We start from the raw sequence: 18,995 nt of genomic DNA, 5'->3' as shown, positions 1-18,995 counted from the left end.
CATGGCGGAAAGCAAGTATCTGCTGCTGGTTAGGCTGGCCGACGAAAGACAGCAGTCGGCGGCGGAGCGGATGAGCCTGGCGCAGAACAGCCTCAATCAGGCTCACATGCGGCTGACGCAGTTGGACGATTTTCGCAATGAATATCGCCAGCGGCTGGTGACGGGCGGCAGCAAGGGCATGTCGGTGATCCAGTATCAGGACTTCCATCGATTCCTGTCCCGGCTGGATGAAGCCATGATCCAGCAGCGGCAGGATGTGGATCGCTGCACCCAGCGCTTCATGCTGGAGCGGCAAGCTTGGCAGCATGAATACAAAAAATTCAAGGCCTATGAAAAGCTGCTGCAGCGCGAGCGCGAGCGCGAGGCGCAACTGGAGGCCAAGCGCGAACAAAGGCGCACCGACGAGTTTGCTACTCGGCAATTCTGGGATAAGACGCACGGCGAGGACGCCTGATCTGGCATGCTCCTTGCTTTGAACGGGAGGCTAATACTCAGTCGAGGCTTGATCATGACCATCATCGTCACTACGCCAGTTGCCAATTCCAGCGGCGCGTCCGGCCCCAGCGGCTCTTCCTCCGCCGCAGGAGGGGGCGCCGAGGGGGCGGCCGGAAATCTGTTCGCCAGCCTGCTTGGCGTGCAGATGAGCGCGATCGGCAGCCTGTTGCCGGGGCTGGGGGATGGCGGCACCGGAGCGGGCAAGCCTGACGATGACAAGCCCAATGCCTCGCCCGGCGACGCCTCTGCGCAAGCCGCGCTGGCCACGCCTCTGCTGGCGGCGCTGCAGTTGCAACAGGCGCCAGTGACGCCCGCGCAGCAGCCGACTCAAGCGGCGCAAGACAAGGCGCCGGTGCAGGACTTGTTGGCGCAACCGTCCGCCACTCATTTGCCGATACAGGATCTGCAGGCTCAGCAAGCGACTCCCAAGGTAGATCCCACGTTGCTGCTGCCCGTCGGCAAGCAGGGGTTCAACTGGCAGAGCAGCCAGCAAAAATTGCCGGACCCGGATCAGACGGCCGCGCAATTCTTGCCGCTGCAGCAATTGCAGCAGCCGCAGCAGAGCAATCAAGCGCAGGCGGCGGCCAGCGCCAATATGCCGCAGCTGACCTTGCCGCAGACGCTGAACGATCCCAATTGGGGCAAAGCGCTGGGGGAGCAAGTGCTGAGCATGGTCAGCCTGAAAATGGACAAGGCGCAGATTCAGTTGAACCCGCCGCAGATGGGGCCGATTGAGATCACCTTGAAGATGAACGGCACGGATCAGGCGCAAGTTTTGTTCACCGCGGCGGTGCCCGCTACCCGCGAAGCTTTGGAAAACAATATGCACCGCCTCAGTTCCATGCTGTCTTCAAGCGGCATCCAACTGACCGACTCTCAGGTTTCCAGCGGCAATTCCGGCCAGCAGCAACAGGCATTCCAGCAGAAGCGCGGCCGCCAGGATGCGGGCCTCCCCGAGGTGGATGGCGTGGACGCTCTGGCCTCGATCAAGGCCGCGCGCGGCATACTCAGTATATTTGCCTGATCGTATTTGATTACGACACTGTTCATCCGCCCGAGAAAACTGGAAAATATGGGGGGGAAATCGTTTAAGATTTCACTAGGCACTCCATAAAAGAACAGGTCATAACATATGTCGGACGAAAAAAAGGCGGATAAGGCGGAAAAAAAGGCAGGAGGCGGCGGCAACAAGCTGATGCTGATCGTCATTGTGCTGCTGATTCTGCTATTGGTCGCGGTGGGCGGGCTGGCCGCGTATATGTTCACCAGCATGGGCAAGCCGCAAGCTGGGGCGCAGACTGAGCAGGTCAAGGAAAAACCGAAGAAAAAACACGAAGGTCCGCCGATTTTCGAAAAACTTGACACTTTCGTGGTCAATCTGGCCGGCAATGACGGTAGCCTGTTGCAGGTTGACATGCAGGCGGAGCTGGGCGACGAAGAGGCCAAGAAGAAATTCACCGACTATGCGCCCAAGATCCGCAGCGCGGTCATTTTGCTCTTGTCGTCCAAAACCGCCGCTGAGGTCAGTACCGCCGACGGCAAGGTCAAGCTCAAGGCGCAGGTCAAGCAGATCATCAACGAGGCGATGGACGCGGGCGAGGATCCCGTCGTCGATAGCGTCCTCTTCACTTCCTTCATCATTCAGAAGCAGTAAGCGCCATGGGCGACGATATCCTGTCCCAGGAAGAGGTAGACGCGCTATTACGAGGCGTCTCCGGCGAGGACGAAGATGACGAGGCAGGCCAGGATGCCTCAGGCGTACGCGGCTACGACATTGGTCGGCAGGAGCGCATTGTCCGCGGCCGCATGCCGACGCTTGAGATCATCAACGAGCGTTTTGCCCGTAATCTGCGCATCGGCCTGTTCAACTTCATCCGTCGCAACGCGGAAATCTCCGTGGGGCCGGTGCGGGTGCAGAAATACAGCGAATTCATCCGCAACCTGGTGGTGCCGACCAACCTGAACCTGGTGCATGTCAAGCCGCTGCGCGGCACGGGCCTGTTGATCTTCGATCCGGATCTGGTGTTCCTGATCGTGGACAACCTGTTCGGCAGCGACGGCCGCTACCACGTACGGGTGGAGGGGCGGGATTTCACGCCGACGGAGCAGCGCATCATCCACCGTCTGCTGGAGGTGGTGTTTGCTGAGTGCCAGAAGGCCTGGGAGCCGGTGCATCCGATCGAGTTTGTCTATCTGCGCTCTGAAATGAACACCCAGTTCGCCAATATCGCCACGCCGACCGAGGTGGTCGTGGCGATGACCTTCCATATCGAGCTGGGCGCGGGCGGCGGTGATTTCCACATCTGTCTGCCGTACTCCATGGTGGAGCCGATCCGCGATCTGCTGTCCAGCACGATGCAGGCCGACCGCACAGAAGTGGATAACCGCTGGGTCAACCTGATGACGCATCAGGTGCAGGCGGCCGAGGTGGAGCTGGTGGCCACGCTGGCCCAATCCAAGGTGACCCTGGGGCAGATTCTGAACCTGAAGGCGGGCGATGTGGTGATGGTGGAGATTCCGGAGCGGGTGGAAGCCGATGTGTCGGGCATTCCGGTGTTCGAAGCCAGTTACGGCACGGTACAGGGCCGCTATGCCTTGAAAGTGGAAAAGATTTTGGCGGGAGCGAACGAGTTCTTGGAGCTGCCGGGAGATAAAGAGCAATGAGCGAAGAAGAGCTGCAGGGCGGCGCGGCAGGCGCCGAGGAAGAAGTCTCGATGGACGACTGGGCCGCCGCGATGGCGGAACAGGAGGTGGCGGACAGCCAGTCGGCGGAAGCGCCGGAGGCGGTGCCGGCGCAAGGTTTGTTCCAGGAGTTGGGCACGGCGGCCGCGGCCAGCGGCACGCAGCAGAATCTGGACATGATTCTGGACATTCCGGTGCAGCTGACCGTGGAGCTGGGCCGCACCAAGATCGCCATCCGCAACCTGTTGCAGCTGGCGCAGGGCTCGGTGGTGGAGCTGGACGGGATGGCGGGCGAGCCGATGGACGTTCTGGTCAATGGCTGCCTGATTGCCCAGGGCGAGGTGGTGGTGGTCAACGACAAGTTCGGTATTCGCCTGACCGACATCATTACGCCGGCCGAGCGCATTCGCCGCTTGCAGAAATGAGGATCATGCCGAATCCCTCGCGCGCCTTGCTGGGCGCATCCGGTTTGGCCTGGTCGGCGATGGCCCTGGCGGCGCAAGCGCCGGCCCCGCCTGCGCCGTCGCCTTTTGCCAGCCTGTTGCAGGTGATTCTGGGTCTGGCGGTGGTGCTGGGCGCCATCGTCGGCGTGGCTTGGCTGTTCAAGCGCTTGTCCGGCGGCATGCTGGGTGGCATGGGCCGGGTGCGCGTGGTCGGCGGCGCCATGATAGGCCAGAAGGAACGGGTGGTGATCGTCGAACTGGAAGGCGAGTGGCTGGTGCTGGGCGTGACGCCGCAGCAGGTCAATCTGCTCAGCAAGATGCCCAGGCCGGAAGGCGCCGACCAGCCCCAGACTGAACCGGCGGAGCCATTCGCCCGCTGGTTGAAAGCCGCGCTGGACAAGAGCCGCGGCGGGCAGGGGCAGCGGGACAAATCATGAAGAAAAAGTTGGTGATCGCCCTGCTGTCCGGCGGGGCTTTGTTGTTGCCGTTGCTGGCCGATGCGGCGGCGGGGCTGCCGCTGATGACGAGTTCGCCGGCGGCGGGCGGCGGGCAGAATTACTCGCTCAGCCTGCAGATGCTGTTGTTCATGACGGCGCTGACCTTCATCCCGGCCATGTTGCTGATGATGACGGCCTTCACCCGGATCGTGATCGTGCTGTCGCTGCTTCGGCAGGCGCTGGGCACCACCCAGGCGCCGCCTAACCAGGTGATTGTCGGTTTGGCGCTGTTTCTGACGCTGTTTGTCATGGGGCCGACTTTCGATCAGGTCTACAGCAAAGCCTGGGTGCCGTTTTCCGACGACAAAATCAGCTTCAACCAGGCGCTGGATGAAGCCAGCAAACCGATGAAGGCTTTCATGCTGCGCCAGACCCGGGAGAAGGACCTGGCTTTCTTCATCGAGATCTCTCAATCGGAAAAGCCGCAGACCAAGGAAGACGTGTCGATGAAGACGCTGGTGCCGGCCTTCGCCATCAGCGAACTGAAAACCGCGTTCCAGATCGGCTTCATGGTTTTCATCCCCTTCATGATCATCGACCTGGTTGTCGCCAGCATCCTGATGGCGATGGGGATGATGATGGTGTCGCCGGTGACCATCTCGCTGCCGTTCAAGATGATGCTGTTTGTGTTGGTGGATGGCTGGACGCTGCTGATGGGCTCGCTGGTGCAGAGCTTTTACACGGGATGACGATGCCGTTGGAAGCGCTGTCGGCGGCTGATCTGCCGTCGTGTCATGCCTTGTTTCAAGCCAGCGTCCGCGCCTTGGCCGGAACGGTTTACACTGAAGAGCAGTGCGCGGTCTGGGCGCCGGCGCGCGGCTGGGATGAGGAAATCGCTCTCGCCTGGCAAGCTCGGCTGGCCGATGCGTGGTCGTGCAAGGAGATGGCGGCGGATGGACGCATGGCAGGTTTCGCCTGGCTGAAGCGGGACGGCGAGTTCGACATGCTGTATGTCGCGCCGTGGGCCGCCCGGCGCGGCTTGGGCGGCCGAATGATCGTCGAACTGGAGCGCCAGGCTACGGCGGCGGGCGTCAATGCGTATTACGTCTGGGCCAGCCATGCGTCCCGTCCGGTGTTCGAGCGGGCGGCTTACCGCCTGCTTCGTCCTAACCGGATCATCCGGCAAGGCGTGGCGATAGACAATTGGCTGCTGGCCAAGGGCGGCTGGCGGGAGGAAGAGTCATGAGTCCTGAATTGGTCATCAGCATCATGCAGAATGCGCTGTACATTCTGATCATCGTATCGGCGCCGGTCTTGTTGACTTCTCTGTTAGTGGGCCTGCTGATCAGCATTCTGCAGGCCGCCACCCAGATCAATGAAATGACGCTGACTTTCATTCCCAAGCTGCTGGCGATGTTTCTGGTGCTGGTGCTGGCCGGGCCGTGGATGCTGAACACCTTGATGGAGTACATCACCCGGCTGTTCCAGAGCATACCGAATGTGATTGGCTGATGCTGGCGCTGAGCGATGTAGAGATCAACGCCTGGGTCAGTGTCTTTGTCTGGCCCTTCGCGCGCATCGTCGGTTTGTTCCTGACGGAGCCCATCTTCGCCTATCGCGGCGTGCCGCGCACTTTCAAGGCGGGGTTCGCATTGATGCTGACCGTTTTGCTGGCGCCCTTGCTGCCGCCCTTGCCAGCGGTGCCCTTGGTGTCGGCTGAGGGCATCGCCATCCTGCTGCAGCAACTGCTGATCGGTCTGGCAATGGGCTTTGTGATGCGCCTCGTGATCACCTCGGTGGAAATAGCCGGTTTCATCATCGGCGCGCAAACCGGCCTGGGCTTCGCCATGTTCTTCGACCCGGTTCACGCGGCCCAGGTGCCGGTGGTGTCGCAGATGCTGTCTTTGTTCACGTTTTTCCTGTTTTTATCGTTCGATGGCCACCATGTGGTGTTGCACACCCTGGTGGAAAGCTTCCGCGTGCTGCCTATCGGGATGGGGATGCCGGCTCAGGGCATCAAGGCGTTGGCGCTGTGGGGCGCGCATATGGTGGAGTGGGGCATCCGCCTGACCATGCCGGTGATCGGCGCGCTGCTGATCACCAATCTGGCCATCGGCGTGATGACCCGCGCCGCGCCGCAGTTCAACATCTTCACCTTCGGTTTCCCGCTGACCATCATGATTGGTTTCGGCACGCTCTATCTGACGCTGCCGATGATGGTGCCGGTGATCGAGCAGATGTATCGGGCCGGCTTTGAAATGATGCTCAGGATGCTGCAGGCCAAATAGCGCGGAATCTCGTAGTCCGCGGCCGCTTTCTGTTAAAATATCGCGATTTTTGATTGACGATTGGGTTCGGCGAGAACCAAACCAACAGACAGAGGCAAATATGGCAGGTCACAGTAAATGGGCTAACATCCAGCACCGCAAGGGTCGCCAGGATGCCAAACGTGGCAAGATCTTCACCCGCCTGATCAAGGAAATCACCGTCGCCGCCAAGATGGGCGGGGGCGACGTCAACATGAACCCGCGCCTGCGCCTGGCCGTGGACAAGGCCAAGGCCGAGTCCATGCCCAAGGACAATATCGAGAACGCGATCAAGCGCGGCACGGGTCAGCTGGAAGGCGTGGACTATGTGGAATGCCGTTATGAAGGCTATGGCATTGCCGGTGCCGCGGTGATGGTGGACTGTCTGACCGACAACAAGACCCGCACCGTGGCCGATGTGCGCCATGCTTTCTCCAAGTACGGCGGCAATATGGGCACCGACGGCTGCGTGGCCTTCCAGTTCAAGCACTGCGGCTATCTGGTGTTCGCCCCGGGCGTGGATGAGGATGCGCTGATGGAAGCGGCGCTGGAAGCCGGCGCCGAGGACGTGGTCACCAATGACGACGGTTCGATCGAAGTGATCACCGGCCCTTACGAATTCACCGACATCAAGGACGCGCTGGAAGCCAAGGGCTTCAAGTCCGAGATGGGCGAAGTGACGATGCGGGCCGAGAACGAGACCGAACTGACTGGCGATGACGCCGTCCGCATGCAGAAGCTGCTGGACGCGCTGGAAGACCTGGACGATGTGCAGGAGGTGTATACCTCCGCCGTCATCGGCGAATAAGCCCGCGCCATCAAGGCAAACAACCCGGCCATGCCGGGTTTTTTCATGCCGATGTGCTGCGCGCCGCCCCGGCAGGCTTGGGGCGAGGCCGCCGCAGGTGTAAACTGGCGGCTTGATTCGTTTCGACCACCGCCGCAGGAATCCGCCACCCTATGTCCCAGCCGCATGCCGCCCGCCGCCGCCGTTTACTGACGCAGATCGGCGATGGCGTCGTTCTGTTGCCCACTGCGCCGGAAGCCGTGCGCAACGCCGACTGCCACTATCCCTACCGCGCCGACAGCCATTTTCTGTATTTGACCGGCTTTGCCGAGCCGGAAGCGGTGTTGCTGCTGGACGGACGCAGCGGCAAGTCCATCCTGTTTTGCCGCGAACGGAATCCCGAGATGGAGATCTGGGAGGGTTTTCGCCACGGGCCTGATGGCGCGCGCGAGGTTTTCGGCTTCGACGAGGTCTATGCCCTGTCGGAGATGGCGGCGCGGATTCCGGAACTGCTGACCGACCGCAGCCAGCTGTGGTGGCCGCTGGGCCATGACGAGGCATTCGACCGCCGCGTCAATACCTGGCTGGAAGCGGTGCGCGCGCAGGCGCGTTCCGGCGCGCGCCCGCCGTCGCATTATGGCGACCTGCGCGTGCTGCTGGACGAGATGCGCATGGTCAAAGACGAGGACGAGATCGCTTTGCTGCGCCGTGCCGGCGAGATTTCCGCCGCCGGCCACATCCAGGCGATGCGCGCCGCCCGTCCAGGCATGCATGAATACCAACTGGAAGCCGAGCTGCTGCATGCCTTTGTGGGCCGCGGCGCGCGCTATCAGGCTTATGAGTCCATCGTGGCGGCGGGCGCCAATGCCTGCACCCTGCACTACGTGGCCAACGATGCCTGGATACGCGACGGCGATCTGGTGCTGATCGACGCCGGTTGCGAACTGCAGGGCTACGCCGGCGACATCACCCGCACCTTTCCGGCCAATGGCCGCTTCAGCGGGCCGCAGCGCGATGTGTACGAGGTGGTGCTGGCGGCCGAACTGGCCGGCATCGACGCGGTGAAGCCGGGCGCGGCCTGGCATGCGCCGGGCGACGCCGCGCTGCGCGTGCTGGCGCAAGGCATGTTGGACCTGGGTTTGTTGAGCGGCACGCTGGATGGCGTGATCGAATCCGGCGCATACCGCCGTTTCTACATGCATGGCGTCGGCCACATGATAGGCCTGGACGTGCACGATGTCGGCCAGCGCAAGCTGCATGGCCAATGGCGCAGCTATCAGCCGGGCATGTGCACCACCATCGAACCGGGCCTGTATATCCGGCCGGCCGACGATGTGCCGGCGGCTTTCCACAATATCGGCGTGCGCATCGAGGACGATGTGCTGGTCACCGCGGACGGCAATGAGGTGTATACCGCGGCGGCGCCCAAGACGATAGCCGAGATCGAGGCGCTGATGCGCGGAGAATGATATGAATGCGATGAACAGCGAACACGCCGACGTTCTGGTTGTCGGCGGAGGCCCGGTGGGCGCGCTGGCGGCGCTGCGGCTGGCCCGGCAGGGGCGGCGCGTGCTGCTGATCGAAGCGCGTGCCCGGGAGGCCGAGGTGCGCGACGCCCGCGCGCTGGCCCTGTCCTGGCACAGCCGCGAGCTGCTGGCCGACGCCGGCGCCTGGCCGGATGACATGCCGTCCACCGTCATCGACACCGTTCATGTGTCGCAGCAGGGCAGTTGCGGCCGTACCCGGCTGGACAAGTCCGACCTCGGCTTGCCGCACCTGGGCGCGGTGGTGGATTACCCGGCGCTGGTGGCTGGCCTGTCCCGCGCCCTGGCGCGCGCAGGCGTGCAGGTGCTGTGGCAGACGCGGGTGACGTCGGTGAAGAGCCTGAGCCAGTATGCCTGCGTCGAGGTGGAGACGCCGCAGGGCAAACGCCTGCTGACCGCCCGGCTGGTGGCGCTGGCTGAAGGCGGCGCGCTGGCGGAAGCGCTGCCGGGCATCCATCGTCGGACCCATGATTATCATCAGTGCGCGGTGCTGGCCGAGGTGGAAACCGAGCGGCCGCCCATGGGCGTGGCCTACGAACGCTTCGCCCACGACGGCCCATTCGCCTTGCTGCCGCATGGCGAGCGCTACATGCTGGTGTGGACGCGCAGCCAAGACGACGCCGAGCGCTTGGTGGCCGCCGACGAGAGCGCGCTGCGCGAGTCGCTGCAGCAGGCTTTTGGCGAGCGCCAGGGCCGCATCCTGTCCATCGGCCCGCGCGCCAGCTTCCCGCTGGCGTTGCGCCAGGCCAACCAGGTGGTAAGCGGCCGCGTGGCCTTGATCGGCAATGCGGCGCAAACCATGCACCCGGTGGCGGCGCAGGGCCTGAACCTGGGCCTGCGCGACGCCGTTGGCTTGTGCCAGGCGTTGGAGGGGGCGGGCGATCCCGGCGACGCGCGCGCGCTGAAGCGATATGCCGCCGCGCGCAGGCTGGACAGCCATGCGGTGGTTGGTTTCACCCACGGCCTGATCAAGCTGTTCGACGGCCACCATCCATTGCAGAACGCGCTGCGCGGCATCGGCATGACCACTCTGGACGCGCTGCCTGCGCTCAGGCGCAAATTCGCCGGCCATCTGGTGTTCGGCGTGCAAGGATAAGCCATGCGTTACGACAAATATCAAGTCATCGTCGTCGGCGGCGGCCTGGTCGGCGCCAGTCTGGCATTGGCGCTGGCGCGCGAGGGCAAGCGAGTGGCGCTGCTGGAGCGGCGGCATCCGGATTTTGAGGCGTTGGAGCAGGGCTGGGACGCCCGCGTCTACGCGGTGAGTCCGGCCAACCGGCGTTTTTTGGAAGGCCTGGGCGCCTGGCCCGGCATGGAGCGGGTCGGCACGATCGCGGCGATGGATGTGCGCGGCGACGCCGGCGGGCGCATCGAGTTCTCCGCTGCCGACGCCGATGCCGACGCGCTGGCCTGGATCGTGGAAAACCGCTGGCTGCTGGCGGCGCTGTGGCGTAGTCTGCAGGACAGCGACGTGGAACTGTTGACTGGCTCGGCGCAGGGGCTCGCCACCACGCCGGCCGAGGCGCGCCTGACGTTGGAAGATGGCCGCGAACTGCGCGCCGAGCTGCTGGTCGGCGCCGATGGCGCCAACTCCTGGGTGCGCGGCCAGCTGGGACTCTCGGCCGACGTCAAGCCTTATGGCCAGAGTGGCGTCGTCGCCAACTTCGCCTGCGAGAAGCCGCATGGCGGCGTGGCGCGGCAATGGTTCCTCGGCGATGACATCCTGGCCTGGTTGCCGATGGCGGGGAACCGAATCTCCATGGTGTGGTCCACTTCTGATTCGCCATCGCTGCTGCAGTTGTCGCCTGCCGAACTGGCGCTGCGCGTGGCGGACGCCGGCGGCGGGCTGCTGGGCGCCTTCGAGACATTGACGCCGGCGGCGGCCTTCCCATTGCGGTTGATCCGGCCGGAGGGCGTGGTGGCCGAGCGGGTGGCGCTGGTGGGCGACGCCGCCCATACCGTGCATCCGCTGGCGGGGCAGGGCGTCAACCTGGGTTTCCAGGATGCCGCCCAACTGGCCGCGCTCTTGCAGCGCGCGCCGGACTGCGGCGATTGGATGCTGCTGCGTCGGCACCAACGACAGCGGCGCGAGGCCGTAGCGGCGATGCAACTTGGCTGCGATAGCCTGTACCGTCTGTTCCAGACCAGGCTGCCGGGCCTGCCCTGGTTGCGCAATACCGGCCTGTCGCTGACCAATCGTTTGGCGCCGCTGAAGCGCCAGCTGGCGCGGCAGGCGATCGGATACTGAATTCCCACAAGGACACCTTAGCTGATGAAAACCAAATTGAAGTCGCTGGCGCTGGCCAGCTCCATGCTGATGTCCCTGGCGGCCTGCTCGCAGGCTGCCGGCGGCAATCTGGACGATGTGAAGAAGGCTTTCCTCAGCCATTTTCCCAATAAGCAGGTCAAGAGCGTCAGCGCCACCCCGGTCAAGGGCATTTATGAGCTGGTGGTGGAAGGCAAGCAGGTGGTGTACACCAATAGCGACGCCAGCTATCTGTTCGTCGGCGACCTGATCGACACCAAGAACAAGGAAAGCCTGACCGAGAAGAAGATGGCCGAGCTGTCCAAGGTAGACTTCAACTCGCTGCCGCTCGAATACGCCTTCAAGGACGTGCGCGGCAAAGGCGAGCGCAAGATGGCGGTTTTCACCGATCCGGATTGCCCGTTCTGCAAGAAACTGGAGCGCGAGAGCCTGAAGGATATCGACAACGTCACCATCTACACCTTCCTGTACCCGCTGACCCAATTGCATCCGGACGCGATGCGCAAGTCCAAGCAGATCTGGTGCTCGACCGATAAGGTAGGCACCTGGACCGCCTTCATGCGCGACGGCAAGCCGCTGACCGGCCCGGACAACTGCGATACCTCGGCGCTGGACAAGATCCAGGCCTTGGGCGAGAAGCTGGGCGTCACCGGCACGCCTGCGCTGATCTTCCCGAACGGCCGCCTGGTGCCGGGCGCGATCGACGGCAGCGATATCGAGCAGCTGCTGAGCGCCAAGTAAATCTGTTCTGATCGGCTGTGTTTTCAGGGGCGGAGCGACGGTTGTGAGAATCAGGCTGCGGTCCTGGAACATGGCGGAAAAGCTGCTGCTGGCGCTGTGGCTGTCCATGCTGGCGCATGCCGCATTGCTGTGGCTGCCGCTGCGGCCGGGACAGCCGAATGGCGGCGCGACGGATGCGCTGACCGTTCGGGTTCGCGCCGCGGCCGCGCCTGCGTTGGAGAATGCCGCGGCATTGCGCGAGCGCGTCTCCATTCCCGCCCCTGTATTGGCGCCGCCGCAGTCCTCCGCTTCCGCGCCGGCAGGCGCGACACAGCAAAAACTGTCCGCGGAAGGGGACCGTTTGCGTTTGGGCGCGGACATCTATTATCCGGCGCGCGAGCTGGAGCGGCTGGCGGAAGAGCGCAGCGCCATCACCTTGCCCGATGTGGCCTGGAGTGGCCCGCAGCAGCCGTTGACGCTGCTGGTCTTCATCAGCGAGACCGGACAGGTGGACGCGGTGCGTTTCGAGGGCGAGGCGCCCAAGCCCTTGGCCGACGCCATCGCCCCGGCTTTCCATGCCGCCTGGTATCAGCCGGGCATCAAGGATGGCCGTCCGGTCAAAAGCTACAAACGGATACGCATAGAGCCGCAAGCTGACGCCATGCCTGCGCCGGCACTGTCGCGCTGAAACGCTTCATGCTAAATTGTCCACCGTCCCGGCGCATGCCGGGGGGCTAACACCACAGGGGCGGACAACCGCCCCGGATTCATCGACAAAGGAAACGCCATGTCTGATCTGCAGACCCTGTTTACCCAGGCCCAGGCCGATGTGAAAACCCTGTCCGAGCGTCCGGACAACCAGACCCTGCTGCAACTGTACGCGCTGTACAAGCAAGCCACCGACGGCGACGCCAGCGGCGAGCGCCCGGGCATGATGGACTTCATCAACCGCGCCAAGTTCGACGCCTGGGAAAAGCTGAAGGGCAAGTCTGCCGATGCCGCGATGCAAGAGTATATTGACGTGGTGAACAAGCTGCTGGCCGACTGAGCCTGCTTGCCTGCCATGTGAAACGGCGCCCAGTGGGCGCCGTTTTTGTTGTGGTGTCACCAGCAGCTGTTGGGTGTCGCGATCACCGCATTGCTGGCCGTCAGATTGCTTTGATTGCCCTGATTATCCAGCTGATAGGTATAGCAGCTGGTGTCCTTGGCCTGCGCGCCTTGGGGCACGGCTTGCAAAATGAAGAGCGATGCCGTGGCGCTAGCGATGGATAACGCGTACAGATTGTTGCCGCCGCCCGGCACGTAGACCGTGCCGCTGGCGTAGTTCAGCGAAGTGAGCTGGCTGGCGTAGGTATTGTTCAGCGTGTAATAGCTTTCCTGGCGCGTGGCCAGATCCTGCAGCGCGGTTTTGGCCGTGCTGCGGTTGGACTGCTGGATGAAGCTGGTGTAAGCGGGCACGGCGACGCCGACCAGGATGGCCAGCACTGCCATGGCGATGACAAGTTCGATCAGGGAAAAGCCGCTGTGTTTTTGCGGGTGCCGCATACGATGTGTTTCCTTGTGCCGTTTCAGCGCAATTCTATCCAGTTCAGCCGGGTGTGCAGATCGAACGCGGCTGGGTTGATTTGCGGGGGGGTGGCCACCGGGCCGCCGCTGCCGCTGCTGCCGATGATGAAGAAATTGTTCTGGTAGCTGACCACGTTGGCGCTGCCGACCATATTCACGGCAATGCCATTGATGACATTGTTGCTGACGCCGGTGAAGTTGCCCGCATCGTTGGAGTAGAACGAGGTGCGGGTGGCGCCGCCCGTGCGGATGTTCGGCGACATGGAAAAACTGGTGGCGGCGCTGACGGTGCAGGAAGCCGGATTCGTGTTGGGCGGGATGGTGGTGTTGACCGTCATGGTGCCGAATACATTGACCGGGTTGTAGACCACCTGTTCGCCGCTGCCGGGCAGATTCAGCTTCCAACCATAGCTGTTGTTGTTGGTGGCGCAAGCGCTGCCGCCCTGCCAGCACACCGTGTTGTTGGACAGCGAGCGGTAGCCTTGCACGCTGCCTAGCGTCGAGTTGTAAGAGCCTGTGACGGTTTGAGTTGTCAGGTTGCTGGGCCTGAGCGTCTGGCCGCCGCTGACGGTGATCGAATTGTAGCTCGGCCAACGGCTCATGTCCCAATCCCACACTCCGTACAGGCTTTGCGTGCCGCTGGCGTAGATGTCGGCAGAGGAGGTGGTAAAGGGGATTTTTTGCCCGGTGCCAAAGCTGACCAGCACATTCGGATTGGTGCCGCCTGCGGGGATGGACGATACCAGCAGCTTGCTGGTAATGGGTTGCAGGCTGCGCGTGCAGGTGCCGGCGCTGACCTGGCTGTTGCTGCAATAGGTGTATTGGGTGGTGAACAGCGGCGCGGCGGCGCCGGTGCCGTATTGGGAGACGCTCCAGCTGGAGGGATTGCTGTTGGTGACGTCAAAACGCCAGACATTGCCGAACAGGTCGCCGGCATAGATGTAGTCGGTGATGTTGTCGCCGTCCAGGTCCACCGCGGTGGCGTAGTAAATGCCGTTGCTGTTGCCGCCGCCGGAGGGGTCGTTGCTGGGGCCGCTGCCGGTGTCCAATTGATAGAACGTGCGATTGCCGCTGCTGTCCACCAGCATGATGAACAGCACGGCGCGGCCATTGGCGCTGCCGTAGCCGTTGCCGAAAATCACGCCCCATGAGCCGTTATGGAAACGGGTGATCACCGGCGTGCCGAAGGTATAGCCCAGATTTTGCTTGCAGGTGCTGCTGTTCTGGCAGCTGAGGTTGCTGGAGTCGACCTCGCTGATGACCACGCTCGTCGGGGTGTTCTCAGAGAAATTGGCCGGATTGGTCACGTCCAGCATGTACAGTGCCTGTCCGCCGGCGCCCAGGCCGCCCACCAGCCAGGTGTGCCAGCTGTTGTTGTAGTACAGGTCGTCCGCCACGGGCGTGGCGTCCACATAGTATTGGTGGGCATAGGTGGGGTTGCTGTATTGCGGAAGATTGGCCAACACGGCATTGGGCACGTAGGCGATCACCTCCTGGCCATCGTTAGGCGTGGTTGAGGTGCTGTAGTTGCCGCTGCTGTCGTTGGCCCCGCTGCGGTAGCCGTGCAGCATGCCGTCGTTGCCGCCGTTGTAGATGATGTTGGCGCGGGTGGCGTTGCTGCTCTTGTAGGCGCTGTAAGCCTGGCCGTTGCTGGCGTTTTCCTGCATGGTGGCGCTGGCATTGAGCTTGTCCACCCAGGCATCCGGGTATTTGTTCTGCGGGGCCCCTACCCATATCGGGCTGCTGTTGACGATGTCGCCCAGCACGCTGTCGCGCGCGCGGAACAGACCTTGAGCCTGCGAGTTCACCTCATTGCTGCGGTCGCCGCGCAAATAGGCGATGCGAGCCGAGCCGTTGCTGTCTGCATTGCCATTGCCGTCGGTATTGAGCGCAGTTTTCTGGGCGTTGGATAGATTGGCCCACTGCAGGGCGATGCCGGCCCCCTGGCTGCCTGACAGGCCGTTCCAGCTCAGAATGGCGCGGCTGCTCTGCGCCGTCATATTGTTGATGCCGGTGGCGCTGCAATTGCCGCCTGTCAAGACGCAGGAGGCGTCCCAGGTAGCCGTGCTGGAGACGGTGACCTTGCCGGTCGTGCTATTCGCCAGCAGCGCGTATGAGGCCACCTCGCCCCACCAGTTGTCCGGGTGGTAGCTGGCGACATATTGCTGTGTGCCGGTCTTGACCAGACTGGTTGGCTGGCTGTTCAGGCCGCTGGAACTGGCGGACTGGGTAAACGGCTGCACTTGGAAGCAGGCGATTTCGTGCACATTGCGGCTGCCGCCAGTGGAGCCGGCAAAGCCGAAAGTCAGGTTGGTGGGCAGGGCGCCGCTGGTGCCGGTGGTGTTGATGTCGAAGCCGGAAATTACATTGACATAGGCGCCGTTGTTGTAGCTGTAGGACAGGCTCAACAGGTTGTTAGGCGTGATTTTCAGTTTGTAGCTGATGGGTACTGCCTGGCTGCGAGAGGTCGTGCTCTCTTTGGCCATGGGCTGGTTGCTGGGCAGCCGGTAAACGCCGCTGGGCGCCCCGGGAATGCTGATCAAGGGGTAGTTTGGAACGCTATTGCCATTATATTTGCCGGACTGACATACCGACTGGATAGTGCCTGCATAGGAGACATTGCTGAGCACGCCTGGGGCGTTGGCCGCGACCGAGCCCGAGCCGCGCAGCGATATGTTTTGCGGAATCTGGCCGGGACCGGTGGAAGTGTTGTCGCCGGCATTGGGGAAATTGCCGTACTCGTCCATGCCCAGGCCGAGAAAGCCGCCGATGATGCCGTTGTAGGGCGCGTTATAGCTGTTGTTGGAGCAGCTGTAGCCCAGGCTGCCGCCGAACGATCCCACCGCATTCGGAATGGCGGTGAGCAGGAAGAAGCTCATGCCGTCGGCGCCGTTGCGGGCAGGGCCGCCGGAGTCGCCGCCGTAGGTGTAAGTGGTAAAAGTAGCTTGCAGGCCGCTGGTGGATGGGAACAGGCTGTTGTAAATGATGGCGCCGGATTGGGAGTTGGCGCTGTTGGTCAGGCGCAGCGCGCCATTGCCACTGCTGTCCGGCATGCTGCCGTTGTAGCCGCCTACCTGGGCATTGCCGCTTGGGTCCCTGGTGCCGCAGGCCGGAATCGAGCCGCTGCCGTTGCCCGCTGTCATGCAGGCGCCGCCGAACACTTTCCAGCTGAGCTGCGCGCTGCCTCCAGTGAAGTTGTCGCCCACCACGATGGCGTGGGCGGGAATGGGCCATAGCGCGGCCAGGAGCAGACTGAGCGCGGTGCGGGAGGCAGGAAAGCGCGAGACGTGTTTCATCGTCATTTCCCCAGGTTTTTGACGCCGGAGTACAGCGTGTAGGTGCTTTGCAAGACCACGAGGGAGCTCGTGTTGCCGCCATAGCCCAAGGTGTTGATCTGGTACAGCACCCCATTGCCGGCGCTATTGAGCCCCAGGTACTGTATGTAAATCTGCGGTGGCTGGGCAAATGCGGCGCTGATGCTTGGGGCGTTGGCGGTCAGCGCGTAGCTGTAGCCAGCATTTGTCCAGGGGGTCGTGGTGGCAGCGATCGCGTTGCTGCAAAGGGCGAGCGAGGTCTGCGTCGCGCTGCAATTTGTGGCCTGAGAAGGGTCCGAATTGTTATTTTGCAGCAGCCACCATTCCGCATAGTCGATGCTGGCCTGCGCGGCTTCGAAGGCGCGGCCTTTTTCGCGGAAGTTGCCCGCCATGCGTCCCTGCAGCCCCACGCCGCGCATCATGGCCAGGCCGATGATGGTGATGACGATCAAGATCATCAGCGCGGCGATCAGCGTGAAGCCATGTTGTCTTGCTCGTGCGTTAGAGGGTTGTTTCATAGCTGATTCATCACCCCGATGACCCAGGATACGGTCAGAGAATTTGTACCCTGAGTCGCTACCTGCACCTGGTTGGCGATAGGGTTGACCATGGTCAGCGTGACCTTGACCGAGCGCACGGCGGCCCCGGCCGGCAGCGCGCTGGCGCTGAAGTACTGGTTGACCGACCCGTTGCCATTGGTGTCCACGCCGTATAGCACGGTCATGTTGCTGACGCCGTCCACCAAGGGCTGGGCGGTGCCGCCGTTCAGCGCGCAGGTCAGCTGGTTGTTATTGACGGCGAACTGATTGATGTAGATGGTGTTGCTGCTGCCGGTGTTTGAGGTGCCGTTGCAGTTGAGTATGCCGTCGCCCGGTGCGGTGGCGAAGCGTACGGTCAGGGTGTCCGATGCGTTGCTGGTGCCCGATGTGCCGGTGATCGATTGGCCGGCGGCGAACACGCCGGACGCTGGCAGCGCATCGGTGACGCCCTGGGTTTGCGGGCTTGGGTAGTAGCCGGCCGATTGCACGATGGTGTTGATCATCGTCATGGCCGTGCGCTGGTTGTCCTGCAGTCGCGTCAGCCCGCTCTGGTTGCTTTGCGCCAGCTTGGTCGAAGTGAAGATCATCACCAGCACGCTGAGCAGCAGCAAGCCGATGGTGATGGCGACCATGACTTCCACCAGGCCGCTGCCGGTTTGCTTGGGTTGTCTCATGGGATCACCACCATCTGATACGTGGCGCTGGCGGTGGCCGGGGCGGTCATCGTCGCGGCGTTGACCTTGGATTGCTTCTCCTGCCAGGAGACCGTGATGGTGCAGGTGGTCGGCGCCGACGTGGTGCAGGCGATTTGCCCTTGGCCGTTCGGCAGCGTGCCCAGCATGCCGCTGCCCCATTGGGTCGTGTCGTAGGCGGCCATGTTGGCGGCAGAGCAGTTGCTGCCCGAAGCGGAGCAGTTTACGGTTTGGGTCAGAGACGGTGTGCCTGTGACGCCGCTGGCAGTGACGGTCCAGCTATTGCTGTTTGCTGACGACAAGGCGGTCCAGTAGGCGTTATTGGCGTGCATCGCCGCGGCCATGCTTTCCGCGGCGATGGCGCCGATGCTGCGGCTGCGGGCGATATTGGTATTGTTGATGGCCGCCGCTTGCATGCCGGCGATGCCGAGCAGACCCAGCGAAATCACCACCAGCGCCACCAGCACTTCCAGCATGCTGACCCCGCTTTGGCGAAACGAAGCAAACGTATTCATGGACATGTCATTCCCGATGGACTGGTCTGGCCGCCGCGCAGGCTCAGCGGATGGCCTGAGGCCTCAACGATGACGCAGTATGGCGTGGCGCTGGTATTGCTGGTGCTGCGAATCACCACCTTGCCGGTATTGGCCGATGCGGCGTAACCCATCCGGTTGAAGCAGAACGGCGTGGTGCCGGCCACCGGCGGCGAGGCGAGATTGGTGTAATTGGCCGTATCCTTGCTGCTGAAAGCCTTTTGCTTGCGCAACACGGTGCCGTTGCTGCCGTTGGCGCAACTGGTGCCCGTCGTCACGATCCAACCTACCGCCCAATTGGCGCTGCCGCCGGACGCATCGCAAGTTTGATTGTCGGTGGACTGGCAGACCAGCACGTACAGGCCTTGGCGCAGCGCTTCATTGCGAGCGTACAGGATGTCGCCGTACAGATTATTGCTTTCCGCCTGGATGCTTTCCGCCGCGATGGTGCTCTGGTAGGCCGGCACGGCAAAGGCCAGCGTGATGGCCAGTATGGCGATGACCATCATCAGTTCTAATAAGGTGAAACCATTCTGGTGGCGCATGGCGATCCGTTGACGGCTTATTTTGTCGATTCTTCCCCTACACTTGATTATCCAATAATTTACATCTGGATTGAATGGCGCCAGCCTCCATCGATCCTGCTGTTGGCGCCGTTCGTCGATTTGCAG

General features: G+C 62.8%; 23 protein-coding genes. 17 read left to right on the top strand and 6 right to left on the bottom strand.

Annotation, left to right across the window (positions count from 1 at the left end; all coding sequences use genetic code 11):
- Window position 1: 1 nt before the first annotated feature.
- From fliJ to C2134_RS20700, 17 genes are all read left to right on the top strand, one after another.
- Entirely contained in the window at window positions 2–454 is a 453-nt protein-coding gene (gene fliJ, locus C2134_RS20780) for a flagellar export protein FliJ (protein WP_103321949.1), read from the top strand.
- Window positions 455–508: 54 nt separating this feature from the next.
- Entirely contained in the window at window positions 509–1,519 is a 1,011-nt protein-coding gene (locus tag C2134_RS20775) for a flagellar hook-length control protein FliK (protein WP_103321948.1), read from the top strand.
- A gap of 108 nt (window positions 1,520–1,627) precedes the next feature.
- Window positions 1,628–2,149, top strand: a complete 522-nt coding sequence (locus C2134_RS20770) for a flagellar basal body-associated FliL family protein (protein ID WP_043628505.1) — start codon at window positions 1,628–1,630, stop codon at window positions 2,147–2,149.
- 5 nt (window positions 2,150–2,154) lie between these two features.
- Window positions 2,155–3,159, top strand: coding sequence for a flagellar motor switch protein FliM (gene fliM, locus C2134_RS20765; RefSeq protein ID WP_103321947.1), 1,005 nt, complete (start codon window positions 2,155–2,157; stop codon window positions 3,157–3,159).
- On the top strand, window positions 3,156–3,602 hold the full coding sequence (fliN, locus tag C2134_RS20760; RefSeq protein WP_103321946.1) for a flagellar motor switch protein FliN: 447 nt from the start codon (window positions 3,156–3,158) through the stop codon (window positions 3,600–3,602). Before fliM ends, fliN begins: the two co-directional genes overlap by 4 nt.
- Before the next feature lie 5 nt (window positions 3,603–3,607).
- Window positions 3,608–4,057: a flagellar biosynthetic protein FliO gene (fliO, locus tag C2134_RS20755; RefSeq protein WP_103321994.1), complete on the top strand. Its 450-nt coding sequence runs from the start codon at window positions 3,608–3,610 to the stop codon at window positions 4,055–4,057.
- On the top strand, window positions 4,054–4,806 hold the full coding sequence (gene fliP, locus C2134_RS20750) for a flagellar type III secretion system pore protein FliP (protein ID WP_103321945.1): 753 nt from the start codon (window positions 4,054–4,056) through the stop codon (window positions 4,804–4,806). The genes fliO and fliP overlap by 4 nt, the downstream gene beginning before the upstream one ends.
- Window positions 4,803–5,303 carry a GNAT family N-acetyltransferase gene (locus C2134_RS20745; protein ID WP_103321944.1) on the top strand — a complete coding sequence of 167 codons (501 nt, stop codon included), beginning with the start codon at window positions 4,803–4,805 and terminating at the stop codon, window positions 5,301–5,303. Before fliP ends, C2134_RS20745 begins: the two co-directional genes overlap by 4 nt.
- The gene (gene fliQ, locus C2134_RS20740) at window positions 5,300–5,569 is read left to right on the top strand and encodes a flagellar biosynthesis protein FliQ (protein WP_043628515.1); all 270 of its coding nucleotides are present in this window, start codon (window positions 5,300–5,302) and stop codon (window positions 5,567–5,569) included. Before C2134_RS20745 ends, fliQ begins: the two co-directional genes overlap by 4 nt.
- A complete protein-coding gene (fliR, locus tag C2134_RS20735) occupies window positions 5,569–6,345 on the top strand; it encodes a flagellar biosynthetic protein FliR (protein WP_103321943.1) in 777 nt (258 codons plus the stop codon). Before fliQ ends, fliR begins: the two co-directional genes overlap by 1 nt.
- Window positions 6,346–6,445: 100 nt before the next feature.
- Window positions 6,446–7,171, top strand: a complete 726-nt coding sequence (locus tag C2134_RS20730; protein ID WP_103321942.1) for a YebC/PmpR family DNA-binding transcriptional regulator — start codon at window positions 6,446–6,448, stop codon at window positions 7,169–7,171.
- A gap of 152 nt (window positions 7,172–7,323) precedes the next feature.
- Window positions 7,324–8,619, top strand: a complete 1,296-nt coding sequence (locus tag C2134_RS20725; RefSeq protein ID WP_103321941.1) for an aminopeptidase P N-terminal domain-containing protein — start codon at window positions 7,324–7,326, stop codon at window positions 8,617–8,619.
- 1 nt (window position 8,620) lies between these two features.
- The gene (locus tag C2134_RS20720; RefSeq protein WP_103321940.1) at window positions 8,621–9,790 is read left to right on the top strand and encodes an FAD-dependent oxidoreductase; all 1,170 of its coding nucleotides are present in this window, start codon (window positions 8,621–8,623) and stop codon (window positions 9,788–9,790) included.
- Window positions 9,791–9,793: 3 nt separating this feature from the next.
- Window positions 9,794–10,942 carry a UbiH/UbiF family hydroxylase gene (locus C2134_RS20715; protein ID WP_103321939.1) on the top strand — a complete coding sequence of 383 codons (1,149 nt, stop codon included), beginning with the start codon at window positions 9,794–9,796 and terminating at the stop codon, window positions 10,940–10,942.
- A gap of 24 nt (window positions 10,943–10,966) precedes the next feature.
- Window positions 10,967–11,701, top strand: coding sequence for a DsbC family protein (locus C2134_RS20710; RefSeq protein ID WP_103321938.1), 735 nt, complete (start codon window positions 10,967–10,969; stop codon window positions 11,699–11,701).
- Window positions 11,702–11,744: 43 nt separating this feature from the next.
- A complete protein-coding gene (locus tag C2134_RS20705) occupies window positions 11,745–12,368 on the top strand; it encodes a hypothetical protein (protein ID WP_146042242.1) in 624 nt (207 codons plus the stop codon).
- A 99-nt stretch (window positions 12,369–12,467) separates the two neighbouring features.
- Complete coding sequence (locus C2134_RS20700) at window positions 12,468–12,728, top strand: acyl-CoA-binding protein (RefSeq protein ID WP_103321936.1); 261 nt, start codon at window positions 12,468–12,470, stop codon at window positions 12,726–12,728.
- A 56-nt stretch (window positions 12,729–12,784) separates the two neighbouring features.
- Here the strand turns inward: C2134_RS20700 and C2134_RS20695 are convergent, their stop codons facing one another.
- Genes C2134_RS20695 through C2134_RS22015 form a run of 6 tightly spaced genes read right to left on the bottom strand, consistent with a single transcriptional unit; the run spans window position 12,785 to window position 18,869 of the window.
- Complete coding sequence (locus C2134_RS20695; RefSeq protein WP_103321993.1) at window positions 12,785–13,225, bottom strand: type IV pilin protein; 441 nt, start codon at window positions 13,223–13,225, stop codon at window positions 12,785–12,787.
- 23 nt (window positions 13,226–13,248) lie between these two features.
- Window positions 13,249–16,542 carry a pilus assembly protein gene (locus C2134_RS20690; RefSeq protein ID WP_103321935.1) on the bottom strand — a complete coding sequence of 1,098 codons (3,294 nt, stop codon included), beginning with the start codon at window positions 16,540–16,542 and terminating at the stop codon, window positions 13,249–13,251.
- A 2-nt stretch (window positions 16,543–16,544) separates the two neighbouring features.
- Window positions 16,545–17,078, bottom strand: coding sequence for a pilus assembly PilX family protein (locus C2134_RS20685; protein WP_103321934.1), 534 nt, complete (start codon window positions 17,076–17,078; stop codon window positions 16,545–16,547).
- Complete coding sequence (locus C2134_RS20680) at window positions 17,075–17,773, bottom strand: PilW family protein (RefSeq protein WP_103321933.1); 699 nt, start codon at window positions 17,771–17,773, stop codon at window positions 17,075–17,077. Before C2134_RS20680 ends, C2134_RS20685 begins: the two co-directional genes overlap by 4 nt.
- A complete protein-coding gene (pilV, locus tag C2134_RS20675; protein WP_158248846.1) occupies window positions 17,770–18,306 on the bottom strand; it encodes a type IV pilus modification protein PilV in 537 nt (178 codons plus the stop codon). Before pilV ends, C2134_RS20680 begins: the two co-directional genes overlap by 4 nt.
- The gene (locus C2134_RS22015; RefSeq protein WP_103321992.1) at window positions 18,303–18,869 is read right to left on the bottom strand and encodes a GspH/FimT family pseudopilin; all 567 of its coding nucleotides are present in this window, start codon (window positions 18,867–18,869) and stop codon (window positions 18,303–18,305) included. Before C2134_RS22015 ends, pilV begins: the two co-directional genes overlap by 4 nt.
- Between the last annotated feature and the right edge of the window lie 126 nt (window positions 18,870–18,995).

Source organism: Chromobacterium sinusclupearum, from assembly GCF_002902845.1.
In the GTDB taxonomy this organism is placed as follows: Bacteria; Pseudomonadota; Gammaproteobacteria; order Burkholderiales; family Chromobacteriaceae; genus Chromobacterium; species Chromobacterium sinusclupearum.
The sequence above is the reverse complement of the archived record's forward strand: the minus strand, read 5'-3'. Positions and strand labels throughout refer to the sequence as shown.